At 75.4% G+C, this 18,287-nt stretch carries 19 protein-coding genes, 1 pseudogene and 1 riboswitch; of the genes and pseudogenes, 8 read left to right on the top strand and 12 right to left on the bottom strand.

The window, feature by feature from the left end; all coding sequences use genetic code 11:
- The gene (locus GKE82_RS10100) at nucleotides 1-918 is read left to right on the top strand and encodes a hypothetical protein (protein WP_154733186.1); all 918 of its coding nucleotides are present in this window, start codon (nucleotides 1-3) and stop codon (nucleotides 916-918) included.
- A gap of 9 nt (nucleotides 919-927) precedes the next feature.
- Here GKE82_RS10100 and GKE82_RS10095 read toward each other — a convergent pair whose 3' ends face one another.
- Nucleotides 928-1,731, bottom strand: coding sequence for a tyrosine-protein phosphatase (locus GKE82_RS10095; RefSeq protein WP_107566806.1), 804 nt, complete (start codon nucleotides 1,729-1,731; stop codon nucleotides 928-930).
- Between the two features lie 73 nt (nucleotides 1,732-1,804).
- Between GKE82_RS10095 and GKE82_RS10090 the strand changes: the two genes are divergently transcribed.
- Nucleotides 1,805-2,569: a sulfite exporter TauE/SafE family protein gene (locus GKE82_RS10090; protein WP_154733185.1), complete on the top strand. Its 765-nt coding sequence runs from the start codon at nucleotides 1,805-1,807 to the stop codon at nucleotides 2,567-2,569.
- A 12-nt stretch (nucleotides 2,570-2,581) separates the two neighbouring features.
- On the opposite strand, the gene GKE82_RS10085 is transcribed toward GKE82_RS10090, so the two are convergent.
- Both GKE82_RS10085 and GKE82_RS10080 read right to left on the bottom strand, forming a co-directional pair.
- The gene (locus GKE82_RS10085; protein WP_107566804.1) at nucleotides 2,582-3,004 is read right to left on the bottom strand and encodes a hypothetical protein; all 423 of its coding nucleotides are present in this window, start codon (nucleotides 3,002-3,004) and stop codon (nucleotides 2,582-2,584) included.
- 41 nt (nucleotides 3,005-3,045) lie between these two features.
- Nucleotides 3,046-3,723 carry a TetR/AcrR family transcriptional regulator gene (locus GKE82_RS10080; protein ID WP_154733184.1) on the bottom strand — a complete coding sequence of 226 codons (678 nt, stop codon included), beginning with the start codon at nucleotides 3,721-3,723 and terminating at the stop codon, nucleotides 3,046-3,048.
- A 135-nt stretch (nucleotides 3,724-3,858) separates the two neighbouring features.
- Here GKE82_RS10080 and GKE82_RS10075 point away from each other — a divergent pair, with 135 nt between their 5' ends.
- The 4 genes and pseudogenes from GKE82_RS10075 (at nucleotide 3,859) to GKE82_RS10065 (ending at nucleotide 7,490) form a co-directional block, all read left to right on the top strand.
- Nucleotides 3,859-5,328, top strand: coding sequence for an MFS transporter (locus GKE82_RS10075; RefSeq protein WP_154733183.1), 1,470 nt, complete (start codon nucleotides 3,859-3,861; stop codon nucleotides 5,326-5,328).
- Nucleotides 5,329-5,433: 105 nt separating this feature from the next.
- Nucleotides 5,434-6,708: a hemolysin family protein gene (locus tag GKE82_RS10070; RefSeq protein ID WP_158276562.1), complete on the top strand. Its 1,275-nt coding sequence runs from the start codon at nucleotides 5,434-5,436 to the stop codon at nucleotides 6,706-6,708.
- Between the two features lie 67 nt (nucleotides 6,709-6,775).
- Nucleotides 6,776-6,880: pseudogene (locus GKE82_RS31365) on the top strand (hypothetical protein); the annotation flags it as partial.
- Nucleotides 6,881-6,899: 19 nt separating this feature from the next.
- Nucleotides 6,900-7,490 (top strand): heparan-alpha-glucosaminide N-acetyltransferase domain-containing protein, encoded by a 591-nt coding sequence (locus GKE82_RS10065; RefSeq protein ID WP_196189148.1) that lies wholly within the window; start codon nucleotides 6,900-6,902, stop codon nucleotides 7,488-7,490.
- Between the two features lie 23 nt (nucleotides 7,491-7,513).
- On the opposite strand, the gene GKE82_RS10060 is transcribed toward GKE82_RS10065, so the two are convergent.
- The 8 genes from GKE82_RS10060 to GKE82_RS10025 form a co-directional block, all read right to left on the bottom strand.
- Nucleotides 7,514-8,896, bottom strand: coding sequence for an aminotransferase class V-fold PLP-dependent enzyme (locus GKE82_RS10060; RefSeq protein ID WP_154733181.1), 1,383 nt, complete (start codon nucleotides 8,894-8,896; stop codon nucleotides 7,514-7,516).
- Between the two features lie 35 nt (nucleotides 8,897-8,931).
- A riboswitch (SAM riboswitch) is annotated at nucleotides 8,932-9,054 on the bottom strand.
- Nucleotides 9,055-9,138: 84 nt separating this feature from the next.
- Nucleotides 9,139-9,819, bottom strand: coding sequence for an HD domain-containing protein (locus GKE82_RS10055; RefSeq protein ID WP_309233529.1), 681 nt, complete (start codon nucleotides 9,817-9,819; stop codon nucleotides 9,139-9,141).
- Between the two features lie 18 nt (nucleotides 9,820-9,837).
- Nucleotides 9,838-10,872 (bottom strand): NADP-dependent oxidoreductase, encoded by a 1,035-nt coding sequence (locus GKE82_RS10050; protein ID WP_154733180.1) that lies wholly within the window; start codon nucleotides 10,870-10,872, stop codon nucleotides 9,838-9,840.
- Nucleotides 10,873-10,934: 62 nt separating this feature from the next.
- Complete coding sequence (locus tag GKE82_RS10045) at nucleotides 10,935-11,960, bottom strand: diguanylate cyclase domain-containing protein (RefSeq protein ID WP_154733179.1); 1,026 nt, start codon at nucleotides 11,958-11,960, stop codon at nucleotides 10,935-10,937.
- Nucleotides 11,961-12,003: 43 nt separating this feature from the next.
- Nucleotides 12,004-12,957, bottom strand: a complete 954-nt coding sequence (locus GKE82_RS10040; protein WP_233243680.1) for an acyl-CoA desaturase — start codon at nucleotides 12,955-12,957, stop codon at nucleotides 12,004-12,006.
- A gap of 84 nt (nucleotides 12,958-13,041) precedes the next feature.
- Nucleotides 13,042-13,698: a response regulator transcription factor gene (locus tag GKE82_RS10035; protein ID WP_107566796.1), complete on the bottom strand. Its 657-nt coding sequence runs from the start codon at nucleotides 13,696-13,698 to the stop codon at nucleotides 13,042-13,044.
- Nucleotides 13,686-14,774 carry a sensor histidine kinase gene (locus tag GKE82_RS10030; RefSeq protein ID WP_107566795.1) on the bottom strand — a complete coding sequence of 363 codons (1,089 nt, stop codon included), beginning with the start codon at nucleotides 14,772-14,774 and terminating at the stop codon, nucleotides 13,686-13,688. The genes GKE82_RS10035 and GKE82_RS10030 overlap by 13 nt, the downstream gene beginning before the upstream one ends.
- Nucleotides 14,775-14,826: 52 nt before the next feature.
- Nucleotides 14,827-15,594, bottom strand: coding sequence for a PP2C family serine/threonine-protein phosphatase (locus tag GKE82_RS10025; protein ID WP_154733178.1), 768 nt, complete (start codon nucleotides 15,592-15,594; stop codon nucleotides 14,827-14,829).
- A 136-nt stretch (nucleotides 15,595-15,730) separates the two neighbouring features.
- Here GKE82_RS10025 and GKE82_RS10020 point away from each other — a divergent pair, with 136 nt between their 5' ends.
- Together GKE82_RS10020 and GKE82_RS10015 are read left to right on the top strand one after the other, a co-directional pair.
- Nucleotides 15,731-17,170: a S8 family serine peptidase gene (locus tag GKE82_RS10020; protein ID WP_146175208.1), complete on the top strand. Its 1,440-nt coding sequence runs from the start codon at nucleotides 15,731-15,733 to the stop codon at nucleotides 17,168-17,170.
- Nucleotides 17,171-17,196: 26 nt separating this feature from the next.
- Nucleotides 17,197-17,613, top strand: a complete 417-nt coding sequence (locus GKE82_RS10015) for a cupin domain-containing protein (RefSeq protein ID WP_107566792.1) — start codon at nucleotides 17,197-17,199, stop codon at nucleotides 17,611-17,613.
- Here the strand turns inward: GKE82_RS10015 and GKE82_RS10010 are convergent.
- Nucleotides 17,610-18,251, bottom strand: a complete 642-nt coding sequence (locus GKE82_RS10010) for an FMN-dependent NADH-azoreductase (RefSeq protein WP_154733177.1) — start codon at nucleotides 18,249-18,251, stop codon at nucleotides 17,610-17,612. The genes GKE82_RS10015 and GKE82_RS10010 overlap by 4 nt on opposite strands.
- Nucleotides 18,252-18,287 lie beyond the last annotated feature (36 nt).

The raw sequence follows: 18,287 nt of genomic DNA, 5'->3' as shown, positions 1-18,287 counted from the left end.
GTGCGGCTCCCGCTGCTGGACCAGCTGCCGTCCTGGGCGACGACCGGGATCGGCAGCCTGCCGCACGCCGACCCGGCCGCGGCCGTCGAGTACCTGACGCTCGCCTACGCGGTCCCGTTCTGCCCGCAGCTGCCGCGCCACGACGGCGACATGGTGCACGAGTGGCTCGGGGACGTCGCGGCGCGGCGGACCTGGACGCCCGAGCGCGCGGCGCGGGAGCCGGCGGCGTGGCCGGCGTTCCTACGGGAGCTCGAACGGCGCCCGCCCGCCCACGGCGTCGTGAAGCTCCAGCTGACCGGGCCGGTGACGCTCGGCTGCGCGATCGACCGGGCCACGGACGCGTCCGCCCCCGCGGGGACCCCGTCCCCGCGGACCGCGGAGCTCGCCACGTGGCTCGCGGACGCCGCGGCGGAGGCGGTCGACGCGGTCCGGGAGCGCGGCCCGGGCGTGGTGCTGGTCCTCGACGAGCCCGCGCTCGGCCTCTGCGCCCACCCCGGCATCGAGGCGGCCTGGGCGCCGCTGCGCGACCTCGCCGACGCGTGGGGCCTGCACTGCTGCTGCGAGGTGCCGTGGGACGTGGTCGACGCCGCGGCCCCCGACCTGCTGTCGCTGGACCTCGCGTTCACGCCCGTCGACGGGCGGGCGGCCCGCTCGCTCGACGCGCTCGCCGCGCGCGGGGCCTGGGTGGCGTGGGGGGCGATCGCCGCCCACCGGCCCGAGTACGCGCTGCACGGCATCCGACGGGTCACGGCCGCGGTGGAGGCGGTCCCGCGGACCGAGGGACGCAGCCTGCTGACGGCGTCGTGCGGGACGGGACGGATGAGCGTCGAGCGCGAGCGGCAGGTCGCGGTGGCCCTGCGCGACGTGGCCGGCACGATGCGCCGGCGCGCGGACGCGGCGCGCGCGACCGCCCCCTGACGCGGCGGGTCAGTCCTGCCGGCGCAGCCGCGCGCGCAGCCGCTCGAGCTCCTCGGGGCGCAGGCCCTCGGAGAGCAGCCACGCCTCGACGCTGCCGTGCTCGGCCTCCAGGAGCTCGAGGACGCGCTCCATCGTGCCGGGGACGGGCGCGTGGCTCGACGGGTCGTGCTTGCGCATCTCGGCGCCGTAGGTGTTCGTCTCGGCGAGCCGCTGCACGATCGCCTCGATGTTCTGCGCGGTCGCCAGGTAGTCGGCGACGATCGCGTCGCGGTCCGCCCCGGCCGCGGCGAGCGCGATCGCGACGACGGTGCCGGTCCGGTCCTTCCCGGCGGCGCAGTGCACCAGCGTGGCGCCCTCGGTGTGCGCCATCGCGCGCAGCGCCTCGACGATCGAGTCGGGGCGGCGGCGCGTGTAGCCGAGGTACGCGCGGACGGTCGGGGTCTCCTGCGGCAGGTCGGCGCCGACGCCGTCGCCCCACGGCAGCACGGTCTGCAGGTCGAGGTCGGTGCCGCCCCCGGTCTCCGGGTAGAGCGAGCGGTGCTCGATCCGCACGCGCTCGTCGCGCTCGAGCGGGCCGGGGCCCTCCGACCGCAGCTCGTAGCCGGTGCGCAGGTCGACGACGAGCCGCAGGCCGAGCTCCTCGACGAGGGTGGCGATGTCGCGCTCGGTGAGGTCCTGCAGGTTGTCGGCGCGCAGCAGCACGCCGGGCGCGATCACGCCGCTGCCGTCGGCGAGCGGGATGCCGCCGACGTCGCGGGCGTTGACCGTCCCGTCGAGGTCGATCGGCGTGGTGGGCGGCGCGGTGTCGGGCATCACCGCACACGCTACGGGACGCGGACCGCGGGCTCGTGACCGCCGCGTTGCCCGGTCCGTAGGGTCCGACGGGATGACGATCCTCGAGGCGATCGCGATCCTGGCCGCCGGCCTGGCCGCCGGGACGATCAACGCGGTGATCGGCTCGGGCACGCTCGTGACCTTTCCCGTGCTGCTGGCGGTCGGCTACCCGCCGGTGGTGGCGAACACGACGAACGGCCTCGGGCTGGTCCCCGGCTCGTTCACGGCGGCGTGGGGCTACCGGCGCGAGCTGGCGGAGAACCGGCGGTCCGCGCTGCTGCTGGCGTCCTGCTCGGCGGCGGGGTCGGTGATCGGCGCGATCCTGCTCCTGGAGCTGCCGGAGGACCTCTTCGCGGTCGTCGTGCCCGTGCTCATCGCCGGGGCGCTCGTGCTCGTCGTCTTCCAGCCGCGGGTCGCGGCGTGGGTCGCGCGGCGGCGGGAGGGCCGGGCGGCGGGCGGCCACGCGGAGGGCACGCTCGGCCTGCGGGCGGGGATCGGGGCGACCGGCGTGTACGGCGGCTACTTCGGGGCGGGGCAGGGGATCCTGCTGTTCGCGCTGCTCGGGACGGCGCTGCCGGACGACATGGCGCGCCTGCAGGGCCTGCGCAACCTCCTGGCGGGGACGGCCAACGGGGTGGCGGCGCTCGTCTTCGTGCTCGTGGCGGACGTGTCGTTCGGGGCGGCGGCGTTGATCGCGGTCGGGGCGGCGACCGGTGGCGTGATCGGGGCGCGGATCGGTCGGCGGCTCGCGCCGGGGACCCTGCGGGCGCTCGTCGTGGTCGTCGGGCTCGCGGCGATCCTGCAGCTCGTGCTGTGAGTGCGCCGGCGCTCAGACCGCGGCGTCCAGCAGCGCGATCGCCACGGCGAGCTGGGCGGTCCACGCGAGCGTGCGCAGCCAGTTCAGCCGCACGAGTCGCGTGAGCAGCGCCGGATCGTGGCGGGCGGCGAGCCGCCCGTGCATGGGGGCGTAGACCGCGCCGGTCGCGGCGAAGATCCCTCCGGCGAGCGCCAGGTTGGCGATCGCGAGGTCCTGTGGCGCGCCGCCGTCGAGGAGCAGCGCGGCGGCGAGGCCGACGTTCGCGAGCATGAGCGGCAGCACGAGGACGGTGATCCGCTGCTGGTGCTCGGCCTCGTAGGCGGGCCAGGCGGGCTCGGGCACGCGCGCGAAGAGCGGGTAGTGCACGACCTGGATCGTCCAGATCAGGCCGCACAGCACGGCGACGTCGACGAGGTTCAGCAGCTCCAGCAGCATGGTCCCGGACGGATACGGGCGACGGGGCCCGACGGGATCGCTCAGCCGCGGCGACGGCGGTCCGCGTGGCCCGCGGCCTGCATGACCCGCTCGAGGTCCTCCTGGTCGACGGGGGCGGCGGGCATCGGGGTGGCGTCGGTGCCGGTGGCGCGCAGGCCGTCGAGGACGAGGACGAGCATGCGCCGCCAGGCGTCGGGGGCGATGTCGCGGGTGTAGTCGGCCAGGCCGCCGATGGCGAACTGCGAGAGCGGGAGGTCGGTGAAGCTGACGTCGCGGCGGACGGCACCGGCCTCCTGCGCGCGGTCGAGCAGTTGCTGCACGAGCGGGGCGATCCGGTCGCGGGCGGCCGTGACGCGGGCGCGCTCGTGGACGTCGCCGAGGAGCACCTCCTTGAGCCCGCGGTCGGTGGCCTGGAGCTCCTGGGCGGCGGTGAGGAACTGCTCGAGGCCCGCCCAGGGGTCCTCGACGGCCTGGCTCGCGCGGGCGAGCTCGACCATCTCCCCGACGCGCTCCTCGAACAGCGCGTCGATCAGCTGCTCCTTGTCGGGGAATCGCCGGTACACGGTTCCCACGCCCACGCCGGCGTGCCGGGCGATGTCGTCGAGCGAGGCGGCGAGCCCGTGCTCGGCGAAGACCTCGCGCGCCGCCTCCAGCACGCGCCGGCGGTTGCGCTCGGCGTCCTTGCGCAGCGGCCGCGGGGCGGTCTCCCGAGTGGACATGCGTCACACGATAGCGGCCGAAGTGGAGGCGTGGCCTCCAAATGGAGGACATTCTTCCGCTTTCGTGCTACCGTGCGCCTGCAAGCGGAGAACAAGTCTCCACTTTCGCTCCCTTCTCCTCCTCCAAGGATCTCCATGTCACCCACCACCGCGACCGCGCACAAGCACCGCTGGCTGATCCTCGCCGTGATCGGCATCGCCCAGCTGATGGTCGTCCTCGACGCGACGATCGTGAACATCGCGCTGCCCACCGCCCAGGCGGACCTCGGCTTCAGCGACGACTCCCGCCAGTGGATCATCACCGCCTACGCCCTCGCCTTCGGCAGCCTCCTGCTCGTCGGCGGACGCCTCGGCGACCTCTACGGCCGCAAGAACGTCTTCATCGCCGGACTCGTCGGCTTCGCCGCCGCCTCCGCGCTGGGCGGGATGGCCGGCAGCATCGGCGTGCTCATCGCCGCCCGCGCCCTGCAGGGCGTCTTCGGCGCGCTGCTCGCCCCCGCCGCCCTGTCGCTGCTCAGCACGACCTTCACCGACCCGGCCGAGCGTGCCACGGCGTTCGGCGTCTTCGGCGCCATCGCCGGCGCCGGTGCCGCGGTCGGCCTGCTGCTCGGCGGCATCCTCACCGAGTACCTCAGCTGGCGCTGGTGCCTGTACGTGAACCTCCTCTTCGCGCTGCCCGCCGCGGCCGCCGGCGTCGCCCTCCTCGTCGCCGGCCGGGAGCACGCCGACACCAGCACCCGCATCGACGTCCCCGGTGCGCTGACCGCGACGGCGGGGCTCTTCGCCATCGTCTTCGGCTTCTCCAGCGCCGAGACGCGCAGCTGGGGTGATCCCGTCACCGTCGTCGCGCTCGTCCTCGGCGTCGTGCTGCTCGTCGCGTTCGTCCTCGTCGAGCGCCGCGTCGCGCACCCGCTGCTGCCGCTGCGCGTCGTGCGCGACCGCAACCGCGGAGGTGCCTACCTCGCCGTCGCGGTCGTCGGCGCCGGGATGTTCGGCGTCTTCCTGTTCCTCACCTACTTCCTCCAGCAGTCGCTCGGCTTCTCGCCGGTCGAGACGGGCCTCGCGTTCCTCGCCATGACGGTGTCGATCATGGTCTCGTCGACCGCCGCGACGATGCGGCTCGTGCCGCGGTTCGGGATGCGGCCGCTCGTCGTCGGCGGCATGCTCCTTGGCGGCGCCGCAATGGTGTTCTTCACCGGCGTCTCCGCCGACTCGACCTACCTGCGTGACGTGCTCCCCGGTCTCGTCGTCATCGGCCTGGGGGTCGGCTTCATCATCGCCCCGGCGATGAGCGGCGCGACGCTCGGCGTGCGCGCCTCCGACGCGGGCGTCGCCTCGGCGATGGTCAACACCGGCCAGCAGATCGGTGGCTCCATCGGCACCGCGCTCCTGAGCACGCTCGCGGCCAGCGCGACGTCGAGCCGCCTCGAGGGCGTCCGGCCCACGCCGGAGCTCGTCGGCCAGGCGGCGATCCACGGCTACACGACCGCGTTCTGGTGGGCGGCGGGGATCTTCTTCCTCGGTGCCGTCGTCTCCGCGCTCGTGCTCGACGGGTCCCGTGCGCCGGCGCCGGCCACCACGGGCGACCCGGTCTTCGCCCACTGACGCCCCCGCCGTCGATCGCCCGTCCGCGCCCGTCCGCCGCTCGCGGGCGGGCGCGCGCCGTCGCTCCCCCGGGGCGCCGGGCGGCGGCCACTACCATTGCGGGCAGTGCAAGACGCTCTGGGCCTGCTCGCCGTGCTCGCGCTCGTCGGTGCGAACGCGTTCTTCGTCGTCGGGGAGTACGCCGTCGTGACCGCGCGACGCGGGCCGCTGAACCTCGCGGCCGCCGAGGGCTCGCGCCGGGCCGCCGCCGCGCTGCGGCTGATGGACGACCCGGTGCGCGTGATCTCGACCGTGCAGGTCGGCATCACCATGCTCGGCATCCTCACCGGCGCGCTCGGCGAGCCGATCGTCCGCGACGTCCTCGGGGACGGCGTGCCCGGCTGGCTGGCGTTCCTGATCGCCTTCGGCAGCGTCACCTACCTGTCGGTCGTGCTCGGCGAGCTCGTGCCGAAGTCGCTGACGCTCGACCGCGCCGAGGCGCTCGTCATGCGGATCGCCGTCCCGATCGAGCTGCTCGCCCGCCTGTTCCGCCCGGTCGTCTGGGTCCTGCGGCAGTCCTCGCTGCTCGTCCTGCGGCCGTTCGGCGTCCACGACGTCACCGCCGGGGACGGCGTGCAGTCCCCGGAGGAGCTGCGCGAGCTCGTCGACGAGGCGGAGGGCTCCGGGGTCATCGCCGAGGACCAGGAGCGCCTCCTGCACAACGTCCTGGACTTCGCCGACCGTGACGCCCGCGACGTCATGGTCGCGGCGCGGGACGTGCGCTGGCTCGACGCCGAGCAGACCGTCCGCGCGGCGCTCGACCAGCACGTCGCCCAGCCGCACACGCGCTACCCGGTCGGCGACGGGTCGATCGACCGGCTCGTCGGCGTCGTCCACGTGCGCGAGCTGCTCGCCGCCGAGCGCCGTGACCCCGACACGGCCGTCGGCGACGTCGCGACCCCCGCGGTCGTCGTGCCGGAGTCCAAGTCGCTGCGCCCGCTGCTCGCCGAGCTGCGCGCGGGCCGCAAGCAGCTCGCCGTCGTGGTCGACGAGTACGGCTCCACCGCGGGGATCGTCACGCTCGAGGATCTGCTCGAGCAGCTCGTCGGCAGCATCGAGGACGAGTACGACCCCGAGCTGCCCGGCGTCGAGGAGCGCGAGGACGGGGCGCTCGTCATGCCCGGCGCCACCGCGATCCTCGACCTTGAGCGCCACTTCGGCCTCGACCTCGGGGACACGTCCGCGCGCACCGTGGCCGGCGCGGTGTTCGAGCGGCTCGGGCGGCGGCCGCGCCCCGGCGACGTGGTCGAGTTCGACGGCTCCCGCATCACCGTGCAGGCGGTCGACGGGACCCGCATCACCGAGGTTGCGGTCCTCACCGACGTCGCCGCCCGTGACTGAGCCCGCCGCCCCGCCGCGCCGCGCGCGGCTGTGGGAGATCGACCTCCTGCGCACCGCCGCGATCGTGATGATGGTCGTCTACCACCTGGTCTACGACATCCGCTTCCTTGCCCCCGACGTCGCCCCGAACCCCTACGACGGTGGCTGGCGCGCGCTGCAGATCGCGTGCGCCTCGACGTTCCCTCACCGTCGTGGGCCTCAGCTTCTGGGTGCGCGACGCGCGGCGGCGGGCCCGCGGCGTCGACGCGCGCGAGCGCTGGCGCAGCGGTGTGCCGCGCGGCCTGCAGGTGGCCGCCGGGGCGCTCGCGGTCTCCGTCGCCACCGGGATCGCGCTCGGTGACGAGCTCGTGCGCTTCGGCATCCTGCACCTGATCGCCGTCGCCCACCTCGTCGTTCTGCCCGTGCTCGTCGGCCTGCGGCACTGGAACGCGGTCCTCGGCGTCGCCGCGGTCGCGGCCGGCTTGGCCCTCCAGGGCACGTCGACCGCGCAGTCCGCGCTGATGGTCATCGGGCTCGACCCGGGGGAGACGGGGGTGGACTGGGTGCCGCTGCTGCCGTGGATCGGGCCCTGCCTGCTGGGCGTCGCGCTCGGCGCGCTGCTCTACCCGGGCGGCGAGCGCCGCGCGCTGCTGCGCGGGCTCGGGGACGGCTCGCCGCGCGCGCACGCGGCGGGCGCGCCGGGCCGCCGGTCGCTGACGATCTACCTCGTGCACCAGCCGATCCTCATCGCGCTCGTGGCGGGCGCGCTCGTCGCGACCGGCACGCCGCTGGACCCCCGCTGACGGGCCCGCCCGTCCGCCGCGGCTCAGACCGTCAGCACGCGTGCGGCGTCGACCGCGGCGGCCGTGCACGGGGACCCGCCCGCGGTGGCACCCGCGACCAGCGGCTCGGGAAGCGTGCGGTCGTCGCGGGCGGGGGCCCACGTGCCGTCGTCGCAGCGGACGTACTCGCCGGCCGGCCCCTCGGTGACGAGCCGCTCGACCGCGGCCAGCAGCGCCTCGACGTCGGCGAGCGACGAGCACGCGCCGAGGCTCGCCCGCACCGCGCCCTCGGGCCGGCGCAGCACGCGCTCCAGAGCGATGTGCGCGCAGAAGCGGCCGTCGCGGACGCTGATCGCGTGCTCGGCCGCGAGCACCGCGCTGACGAGGCCCGGAGCGAGCCCGTCGACGGTGAACGCGACGACCCCGATCGCGTCGTCGGCGTCGTCGAAGAGCCGGTGCACGGCGACGCCGGGCAGCGCCTCCAGCCCGGTGAGCAGCCGCGCGTGGAGCGCCCGCTCGTGCGCCTCGAGCGCGCCCTCCGGGAGCGCGGCGAGCGTCCGGCAGGCGGCGGCGAGCGCGACGGCGCCGACGAGGTTCGGGGTGCCGCCCTCGTGGCGCTGCGGCGCGGCCGCCCAGTCGGTGCCGTCGCTGCGGACCTCCACCACCGCGCCGCCGCCCGCGAGGTGCGGGGGTGCCGCGTCCAGCCAGTCCCGCCGTCCGACCAGGGCGCCGGCGCCGAACGGCGCGTACAGCTTGTGCCCGGAGAACGCCACGTAGTCCACGCCCGAGGCGGCCAGGGAGATCCGCCGGTGCGGGGCGAGCTGGGCGGCGTCGACGGCGATCCGCGCGCCGTGCGCGTGGGCGAGCGCGGTGAGCCGCTCCAGCGGCAGGACCTCGCCGGTCACGTTCGACGCGCCGGTGACCGCGAGCAGCGCGGCGGGGCGCAGCGCGAGCTCCGCGGCGATCCGGGCGATCGTCTCCTGCACGGTCGTCGCCGCCGGGACGAGGCGGTGGGCGCCCGTGCGCCACGGCAGCAGGTTCGCGTGGTGCTCGACGTCCACGACGACGACCTCGCCGCCGCGCGCGGCGACCGCCGAGGCGAGCAGATTCAGGGCGTCCGTCGTGTTGCGCACCACCACGACGACGTCGTCCTCGCGTGCGCCGACGAACGTCCCGATCTCCCGGCGCGCCTCCTCGTAGCGGGCGGTCGCCACCTGCGAGGGCAGGCCGGCGCCGCGGTGCACGCTGCCCGACCAGGGGAGCGCGGCCGTGACCGCGTCGGCGACCGCCCGCAGCGCGGGCGCGGTCGCCGCGAGGTCGAGGTGCACGTGGCGGCGCGTGCCGCCGCCCAGCACGGGCAGCGGCAGGTCGGCGCCGACCACCGGCAGCAGCGGACGGGACGGGACGACGGGAACGACAGGGGTCATGCGAGCTCCTCGATATGGGTCCGGACCCACGTCGGGGTCCGCGCTTGCCACAGACCGTCCGGGGACGACTGTGCGGCCTGGTCCTCACCCGGGGCACCCCACCGCGGTTGGAGGGTTGCCGGCCAGCGAGCCGGGGCTTGACGCTGGCGCTCTTGACCGCGAGGGAGCGTAGCGCACCCGGCGACGAACTGCACCGATCCAGTGGACAAGTGTCGGACGCGCGCCGGCGCGACCGCGGGCCGTCAGCCGTCGAACCCGACCCGCGTGTCGGGCCCCTGATGCTCTTCGGCGAGCGCGGTGATCGCGTCGACGACCCGCCGCAGCTCCCCGACGTAGGGCCGGGCCGCCGCGCCGATGCGGTGCTCCTCGCGCTCGAAGGCGAGCGCGATCTCCCGGTAGTAGACGCGCGTCGCGAGACCCTGGCCCTGCTTGAACCGCGCCCACAGGTCGTCCCCGTGCGTGCGGTAGTCCAGCAGGATCGAGCGGGCGTTGTGGAGCTTGTCGGCCAGCGACACCCGCAGGGCGGCCGGCGACTTCTCCGGGAACGCGCGCACGTACGCGACCTTGCGCCGGTACCAGGCGGCACCGCGGTCGCGCGGGTCCCCGTCCTCGTCGTCGGGGACGTCGACCCGGTCGCTGTTGGCGAGCACGATCGCGGCGACCGGGCCCCCGAACCGCTCCTCGATCTCGGCGAGCGCCTCCCGGCCACCGCCGTCCTCGACGACGTCGTGCAGCAGCGCGCCGATCGCCTCGTCCTCGTCGCCGTGCATCTCCAGGACGAGCGACGCCACCGCGAGCAGGTGCGCCACGTACGGCACGGGCGTGCCCTCGCGCAGCTGCGTGGCGTGGTGCGCGGCCGCGTACGCGAGCGCGTCGTCGAAGCGGCCGGTGAGGAACGGGGCGTCGGTGTAGGACTCGGGCACGCCCCGGGAGCGTACGCGTCAGACGCGCACGAGGAGCTTGCCGGTGTTCGCCCCGGAGAACAGCTGGTTCAGCGCGTCGATCGTCGACTCGAACCCGTCGACCACCGTGTCGGTCCAGCGCAGGCGGCCCTCCGCGGCGAGCGCGGCCAGCGCGGCGATCGCCTCGGGGAAGCGGGCCGCGTGGTCGAGCACGAGGAAGCCGGTCATCGTCGCCCGCTGCATGATCAGCTGGCCGATCGCCCGTTGGCCCGGAACCGTCGAGCCCCCGCCGGGGCCGTAGTCGTTGTACTCGCTGATCATCCCGCACAGCGCGATCCGCGCCCCGATGTTCAGCCGCAGCAGGACCGCGTCCATGATCTCGCCGCCGACGTTCTCGAAGTCCGCGTCGACCCCGTCCGGCGTGGCACGCGCGAGCTGCTCGGCCCAGTCGAGGTCCTTGTAGTTCACGCACGCGTCGAAGCCGAGGTCCTCGACGACGTGCCGGCACTTCTCCGGGGACCCGGCGAGCCCGACGACGCGGGCGCCGCGCGCCTTGGCGAGCTGCCCGGCGATCGACCCGACGGCCCCGGCGGCCGCGGACACCACGACGGTCTCCCCGGCGGCCGGCCGGCAGATGTCCTCGATTCCGAGCCAGGCGGTGATGCCGGTGTGCCCGAGCGCGCCCAGCAGCGCCTGCGGCGGTGCGGGCAGCGGGTCGGGCAGCACGGTCAGCGGTGCCTCCAGCAGCGCGTCGTCGACGAGGCAGTGGTCCTGGAAGCCGAGCATGCCGGTCACGTGCGCCCCGACCGGGAAGTCGTCGCGGCGCGACTCGACGACCTCGCCGATCCCGAGGCCGCGCATCACCGCGTCGATCGCCACCGGCGGCAGGTATCCGCGCAGGTCGCTCATCCAGATCCGGTTCGTCGGGTCGACCGACAGCCAGCTCGTGCGCACGAGCGCCTGCCCGTCCCGCAGCGGCGGGATCCCCTCCTCGACGAGCTCGAGGTCCTGCGGCGTGACGAGCCCGTCCGGGCGGCGGCGCAGGCGGTAGCAGCGGTTCGTGCGGTCGACCATGACGGCGACGCTACGAGCCGCCGTCGCGCCCGGCTTGGGGCGCGGCCACAACCCGCGGGCCGTCAGTCCGCGACGAGCACGCGCGCCGCGCGCCGGGCCTGCTTGGCCACGTACATGGCGGCGTCGGCGCGGGCGAGGATCCCGGCGGCGTCCTCGCCGTCACGGGCGATCGCGGCGCCGAAGCTCAGCCGCGGGACGATCTCGTCGGGCAGGCCGGGGACAGGCGCCGCGACCCCGGTGCTCAGGCGCTCGCCGACCGCGGTGAGCTCCGCCTCCCCGGGCAGCCGCGAGCAGACGATCACGAACTCGTCGCCCGCGATCCGCGCGACCGTGTCGGTCCCGCGGGCGCGGCGGGCCAGGCGCCGGCCGACCGCGCGCAGCAGCGCGTCGCCGGCCTGGTGGCCGTAGGTGTCGTTGACGTGCTTGAGTCCGTCGAGGTCCCCGAAGAGGACGCCGACCGCGCCACCGGAGCGGGCTCGGGCGCGGACGCGCAGGGCGAGCTCCAGCCGGTCGAGCAGCAGGGTGCGGTTCGCCAGTCCGGTCAGCGGGTCCTGGACGGCGAGACGTCGCAGCTCGCTGTTGGCGGCGCGCAGCTCGCGTGAGCGCAGCCGCAGCTCGAGGTTCGCGGAGACCTGCCGGGCGAGCACCTGCAGCGCCGACAGCGCCTGCGGGTCGAGCTCGCGCGGCGTGCTGTCGGCGACGCACAGCGTGCCGACCGGCTGGCCGTCGGCGTGGATGGCCGCACCGGCGTAGAAGCGCAGGTGCGGGGCGCCGAGGACCATCGCGTTCTGCGCCCAGGTCGCGTCCTGCAGCGTGTCCGGGACGACCATGGTGCCGTCGGGCGCGACGATCGTGCGCGCGCAGAACGACTGCTCCCGTGGGGCCTCCGAGCTCGGCAGTCCCACGAGCGCCTTGCCCCACTGCCGGTCCGCGTCGACGAGGTTCACGACCGCGATCGGGGTGCGGCAGATCGCCGCGGCGAGCGCGACGACGTCGTCGTAGAGGGCCTCGGCCGGCGTGTCGAGGATCTCGAGGTCCTCGAGCACGGCCATCCGGGCGCCCTCGGTGCTGGGCACGGGGTACGGCATGGCCGGAGGATCGGCAGATCCCCCGGCCTGCTTGAGCGCGCGCTCAGCGCTGCTTGGCGGCCATCCGCTCGGCGCTGGGGCGCACGACGTCCCACGCGAGCCCGACGCGCTCCATGCCGCGGATCACGAGCGCCGAGAGATCGACCTGGTACCAGCGCAGCCCGTGGTGCGCGGAGGTCGGGAAGGCGTGGTGGTTGTTGTGCCACGACTCGCCCATCGAGAACAGCGCGAGCCAGCCGACGTTGCGGGACTCGTCGTCGGACTCGTAGGCCTTGCGCCCGAACACGTGGCAGATCGAGTTGATCGAGTAGGTGACGTGGTGCAGCAGCAGCATCCGCACGGCGCCGCCCCACAGCAGGCCGGTGAGCGCGGTGGCCAGCGAGCCGCCGATCAGCCAGCCGAGGCCGAACGGGAGCGCCAGGCCCAGCAGCACCCAGTAGAAGAACTTGCCGTTGGCCCACGAGACGACCGGGTCGTCCTGCAGGTCGGGGGCGTAGCGGTCGTGCGAGCCGCGCTGGTCGTGCATGAAGATCCAGCCGACGTGCGCGTGGAACAGGCCGTGCAGCGCGCCCTTGAGGCCGTGACCGTGCAGGTGCGGGGAGTGCGGGTCGCCCTCGTGGTCGCTGAACGCGTGGTGCTTGCGGTGGTCGGCGACCCAGGAGATCACCGGGCCCTCGATCGCCATCATCCCCATGACCGCGAGAACGCCGCGCGTGCGCGGTCCCGTCTTGAAGCTGCGGTGCGTGAACAGGCGGTGGAAGCCGACGGTGATCCCCAGGCAGGTGATCACGTACATGATCGCCAGCACGATCAGGTCGCTGACGTGCAGCAGCGAGTTCCACAGCTGCCAGCCGACGATGCCGAGCGCGAGGATCGGGATGCCGGTGACCAGGCCGGTGAGGAAGCGGTCCAGCGTCTCGTTGTGGCAGGGCTGGACGTCGTCGCGTGCCGGGGCCGGCGACGCGCTCGTGGGCGGGGCGGACTCGATCAGGGACACGAGCGGATCGTCGCGGCGGCCGCGCGGCGCAGCGATGGGGGGTGCCACCGGCCGGGGTGGGGGTAACCCCCGGTGCCGTCCCGCTCAGCCCTGGTCCTGCAGCCAGGCGAGGACGGCGAGGACGCGCCGGTGGTCGTCGGAGCTGGCCGGCAGGTCGAGCTTTCCGAAGATGCTCGTGACGTGCTTCTCGACCGCGCCCGCGGTGACGACGAGCTCGCGGGCGATCGCGGCGTTGGAGCGGCCCTCCGCCATGAGGCCGAGCACGTCCCGCTCGCGGGGCGTGAGGTCGGCGAGGCGGCCGTCCTGCACGCGCTCGGCCGGGCGCACGAGCTGCGCGACGACCTCGCGGTCCAGGGCGGTGCCGCCGTCGGCGACGCGGTGCACCGCATCCACGAAGTCGGCGACCTCGGCGACGCGCTCCTTCAGCAGGTAGCCCAGCCCGCCGCCGCCGGAGGCCAGCAGCTCCGACGTGTACGCCTCCTCGACGTGCTGCGAGAGCACGAGCACGCCGAGCTGCGGCCAGCGCCGGCGGGCCTCGATCGCCGCGCGGATGCCCTCGTCGGTGAACGTCGGCGGAAGCCGCACGTCGACGATCGCCAGGTCGGGCTTGTGCCCGCCGAGCACGCGGAGCAGGCCCTCGCCGTCCTCGACCTCGGCGACGACCTCGATGTCGTGGTCCGCCAGCAGCGCCACGATCCCCGCCCGCAGCAGCACGTGGTCCTCGGCGATCACGACGCGCACGGCAGCTCCGCACGCACCCGCGTGCCGGTCGGGTCCAGGTCGGTGACGGTCAGGCGGCCGTCGAGCGCCTCGACGCGGGAGCGCAGGCCGAGCAGCCCGGTGCCGGCCGGGTCGGCGCCGCCGGGGCCGTCGTCGGCGACCTCGACCCACAGCGCCCCGTCGGAGGCGAACAGCGACACGGTCGCGCGCGCGTCGGGCGCGTGCTTGGCGACGTTGGTGAGCGACTCGGCGACGACGAAGTACGCGGCGCGCTCGGTCGATGGGGGCAGCCGGTCGGGGAGCGCTCCGCGGACGTCCACCGCGACGGAGGAGCGGTGCGCGAGCGCCTCGACGGCGGCGACGAGCCCGCGCTCCTGCAGCATCGGCGGCGCGATCCCGCGCGCGAGGTCGCGCAGCTCGGCGATCGCCGCCGTCGCCTCGCGGCGCGCGTCGCGGACCAGGGGGGCGGCGTCGTGGTCCTCGCCGAGGCGCTGCTCGGCCCGGCCGAGCGCGAGGCTCAGCGCGACCAGGCGGGCCTGCGCCCCGTCGTGGAGGTCGCGCTCGATGCGGGCGAGCGCGATCGCCTGCTCGTCGAGCGCGGCGCGGCGGGTGCGGACGAGCTCGTCGACGCGGGCCGACAGGACCTTCTCGCGCGGTCGCGGCGGCAGCCGGTCGGCGAACGCCAGCAGCGCGTGGACGGACAGCGCCAGGCCCATCCCGAAGAGGACCCAGGCCAGCCAGAAGCCGCCGCCGGTCAGCAGCCAGATGCACGCGAGCAGCGTGGCCGCGACCGCGCCGACCCCGGCGTGCGCGCTCGCCCAGCGGGCCGGTCCGGCCGGGATCCGCCACGACACCCGCACGGCGGCGGCGGCCGCGACCGGCGCCCCGCCGCCGATCCACACCCACACCGGCCAGTAGGTCGTGTCCGCGCCCAGCAGCGCCCAGACGAGCGTGCACGCGAGCCCGGCCACGACGACGGCGAGCCCGGCGGCCGAGATCAGGGCGCCCGGGTGCGCGTCGCGCAGGCCGGTCAGCCGTCCGCGGCGCGGGGGGCGCTCGGGCTGCTGCGCCGTGAGGTCGCCGGCCACCGAGGACATGCGCCGATCATCCCAGGACGGGCCGCGGCGGGGGCCCGCCGCCGACCCGGCGTCAGCCGAGCTGCGCGACGACGACGGTCGTGTCGTCGCCGCCGGTCTCGCGCGCGAGCGCGACGAGCACGTCGCAGGCCTCGTCCGGGTCGGCCGTGGAGGCGAGCACGTCGGCGATCTCGGCGTCGGTCAGCTGGTCGCTGATGCCGTCGGTGCAGAGGACGAGGACGTCGCCCGGCGCGACCGGCACGGTGTCGACGTCGGCGCGGAGCTCGTCGTCGAGCCCGATCGCCCGCAGGATCGAGGACCGCAGCGGGTGACGGCGGGCCTCGTCCTCGGTGATCTGCTCGCGTGCCTCGAGCACGGCGACGAGCGAGTGGTCGTCGGTGAGCCGCTCGAGCCGGCCGTCGTGCCAGAGGTAGGCGCGGCTGTCCCCGGCGTGGGCGACGGTCACGCCCTCGGCGGTGAGCAGCGCGGCGACGACCGTGCTGGCCATGCCCTCGACGCGCCGGGAGCGGGCGGCCGCGCGCACGGCGGCGTTCGCCTCGTCGAGTGCGTCGAGCAGCGCGTCCTCGGGATCGCGCACCGCACCGTCCGGCACGGCGCGGCGCAGCGCGGCGACCGTCAGTGCGGACGCGTCGTCCCCGCCGACGTGCCCGCCGACGCCGTCGGCGACCGCCAGCAGCGGGGAGGCCAAGAGGACCGCGTCCTCGTTGCGCATCCGGCGCAGCCCGCGGACGCTGCGAGCGCCATGGGCGACCACGCGCAGCGGGGTGGTGCCGGGGGCCGGCGGGGTCCGGGGCGTCAGCGCGTGGGGGAGGATGGCCATGGGGATCAGGGTGGCGGTGAAGTGCGGGAGTCCGCTGAGTGTTCCCCGAGCGTGCGACCTCGAACCCTCCGTCCGAAGATCGTCGCCGGGGCTGCTATCGGCGCCGTCGCGCGGCCCGGCACGGCAGACTGTGGGGGTGCGTCCCACGCCGTCGACCGTCCGCCGTCGCGTCCCGCCGCCGCCCGCCACGGCCCGGCGGGCCGCCCGCACCGTCGCCGCCGCGCTGCTGCTCGGCCTCGCCGCCACGACCCCTGCGCAGGCCGGCACCCGGCTCAGCGTGCTGGCCGAGCCCGGCGCCACCGCCGGCGCCACGACGACCACCGCGCGGGCCGCCGCCTCGTCCGCCGTGCGCGTCGTGCGCCGCGTGCCCGAGATCGGCCTGACCGAGCTCGAGGTCGCCACCGGAGTCGACGCGGCCGGCGTCGCCCGCGGCCTGCGGCGGGCCGCCGGGGTCGACAGCGTCCAGACCGTCGCGCGGCGGCTCGCGTACCGCGCCGACGTCCTGCCCAACGACCCGGCGCTGATCGATGCCGAGGGCGCCCCCGGGACGGACCCGGGGACGCCGGTGCAGTGGTGGGCCTACGGGCTGCGGCTGCCGACCGCCTGGGGCGTCGCGCGCGGCGGCGGCATCCGCGTCGGAGTCATCGACTCGGGCGCCGACGTCGACCACCCGGACCTGCAGCGCAAGGTCGTGCGGGCGATCGACGAGCACGCGACGTCCGACCGTGCGCGCACCGACGAGGAGGGGCACGGCACCCACGTCGCGGGGCTCGCCTGCGGCGACGCGGGCAACGGCACCGGGATCGCCGGCGCGGGCTACAACTGCCGGCTCGTGGTGGTGAAGACCGACCTGTCGGACACGAGCGTCGCCGCGAGCATCGTCTCCGCCGTGAAGGCCGGGGCCCGCGTCCTGAACTTCAGCTTCGGTGCGAACAACCGCCCGCGCGCCCCCGCCGTGCTGCGCCGCGCGATCGACTACGCGCTGGACCGCGACGTCGTGATGGTCGCGGCCGCGGCCGACGAGGCCGTCACCGAGCAGGGCGATCCGGCGAACTACCTGCAGCCGACCGGCACCGGTTCGAAGATCGCCCAGGGGCGGGGCCTGGTCGTCACCGCCGCCACGGTCGACGGCCGTCGCGCCGCGTACGCCGGGCGCGGCTCCCAGATCTCGGTGGCCGCCTACGGCAGCTTCCGCTACGACGCCGCGGGGACCGCCCCGGGCCCCGGCGGCATCTTCTCCCTGTTCCCGCGCACCGCGACGATCCTCGACACCGGATCGTTCAGCGTGTTCGGCCCGTCGGTACCGCCCTGCGGCTGCCGCGCCGACTACCGCGGCAGCCAGGCGTACGCGTACCTCAGCGGCACGTCGATGGCGACGCCGCAGGTCGCCGGGGTCGTCGCGCTCGTGCGGGCGGCGAACAAGCGGCTCACGGCCCGCCAGGTGATCCGGATCGTCAAGGGCACCGCGCGACGCAGCGGCGGGTACGACCGCGAGCTCGGCTGGGGGATCGTCGACGCCGCGGCCGCCGTCACGCTCGCCAAGCGCACGAAGGGCCAGCGCGCGCGCTCGCTGTAGCGCCCGCACCTGCGAGGATCGCCGGCATGCACGACCTGTGGCTGCCCGGCGGGGTCCGGACCGAGATCCGGCTGACCGGAGAGGACACGGCTGGGGCCTTCACGCTGCTGGTCGACGAGGCGCCGCCCGGGTGGGAGCTGCCCCCGCACCGACACCTCGTCGAGTCCGAGACCATCCACGTGACCGGCGGGACCATGTGGCTCGCGCTCGGTGGAGAGGACGAGCGGATGGAGGTCCCCGCCGGGAGCACCGTGCACCTGCCGCCGGGTCTGCTGCACGCCGGCGGAACCGCGGGCGACGAGCCGCTCGAGCGCGTCGTGATCTTCTCCCCCGCCGGGATCGAGGAGTTCTTCGCGGCGATCGGGCAGGAGTCGCAGGACGCCCAGATCGACGGTCCAGAGCTCCTTCGCCTGGCCGGGGAGTACGGCTGGGAGTTCTCCTAGGCCGTCACGCCCGTCCACTGGGCGTCGATCTCGCGCTCGGCCGCCGCGAGGCTCTCGGCGGCGAGCGGCTTGAGATCGGCCATCGCCGGATTCACGTCGGCGAGCGTGAGCTGCGCGGTGATGAAGCGCGGCCGCAGCCCGGTCATGCTGAGGCCATGGGGCAGCCACGTCTCGGCGTGATCCCACCCCTCCTTGGGCGAGCCGGGCGTGTAGCCGCCTCCGCGCGAGGCAAGGACGAGCAGGTCGCGGTCGCCCAGCAGACCCTCCTGGGTCTCGGGGTCGAACGCCACTCCCGGCAGGATCAGGTGGTCGACCCAGGTCTTCACCGAGCTCGGGGCGCCGAAGTTGTAGAGCGGCAGTCCGAGCAGGATGGTGTCGGCGGCGAGGATCTCGCCGACCAGCTCCTGGCTCAGCGCGTAGGACGTCGCCTGTGCCGGGGTGTGCGCCTCCGGGGGCAGCATGCGCGCGGTCCCTGAGTCGCTGTCGAGATGCGGCAGGGGTGCGGCGCCGAGGTCGCGGTAGGTGGACGTGCCACCGGGGTGGGCCGAGCGCCAGCGCTCGGCGGCGCGCGCGGTGAGTCGACGGCTGACCGAGCGCTCGCCCTGGATGCTCGAGTCGATGTGCAGGAGGTGGGGCATGACGTGGTTCGGACTCCTTTGCGTCAGATAGATGTG

Origin of the sequence: Conexibacter sp. W3-3-2 (genome assembly GCF_009707605.1) — a bacterium.
Classification (GTDB): domain Bacteria; phylum Actinomycetota; class Thermoleophilia; order Solirubrobacterales; family Solirubrobacteraceae; genus Paraconexibacter; species Paraconexibacter algicola.
This window is presented reverse-complemented; position numbering and strand designations above follow the sequence as displayed.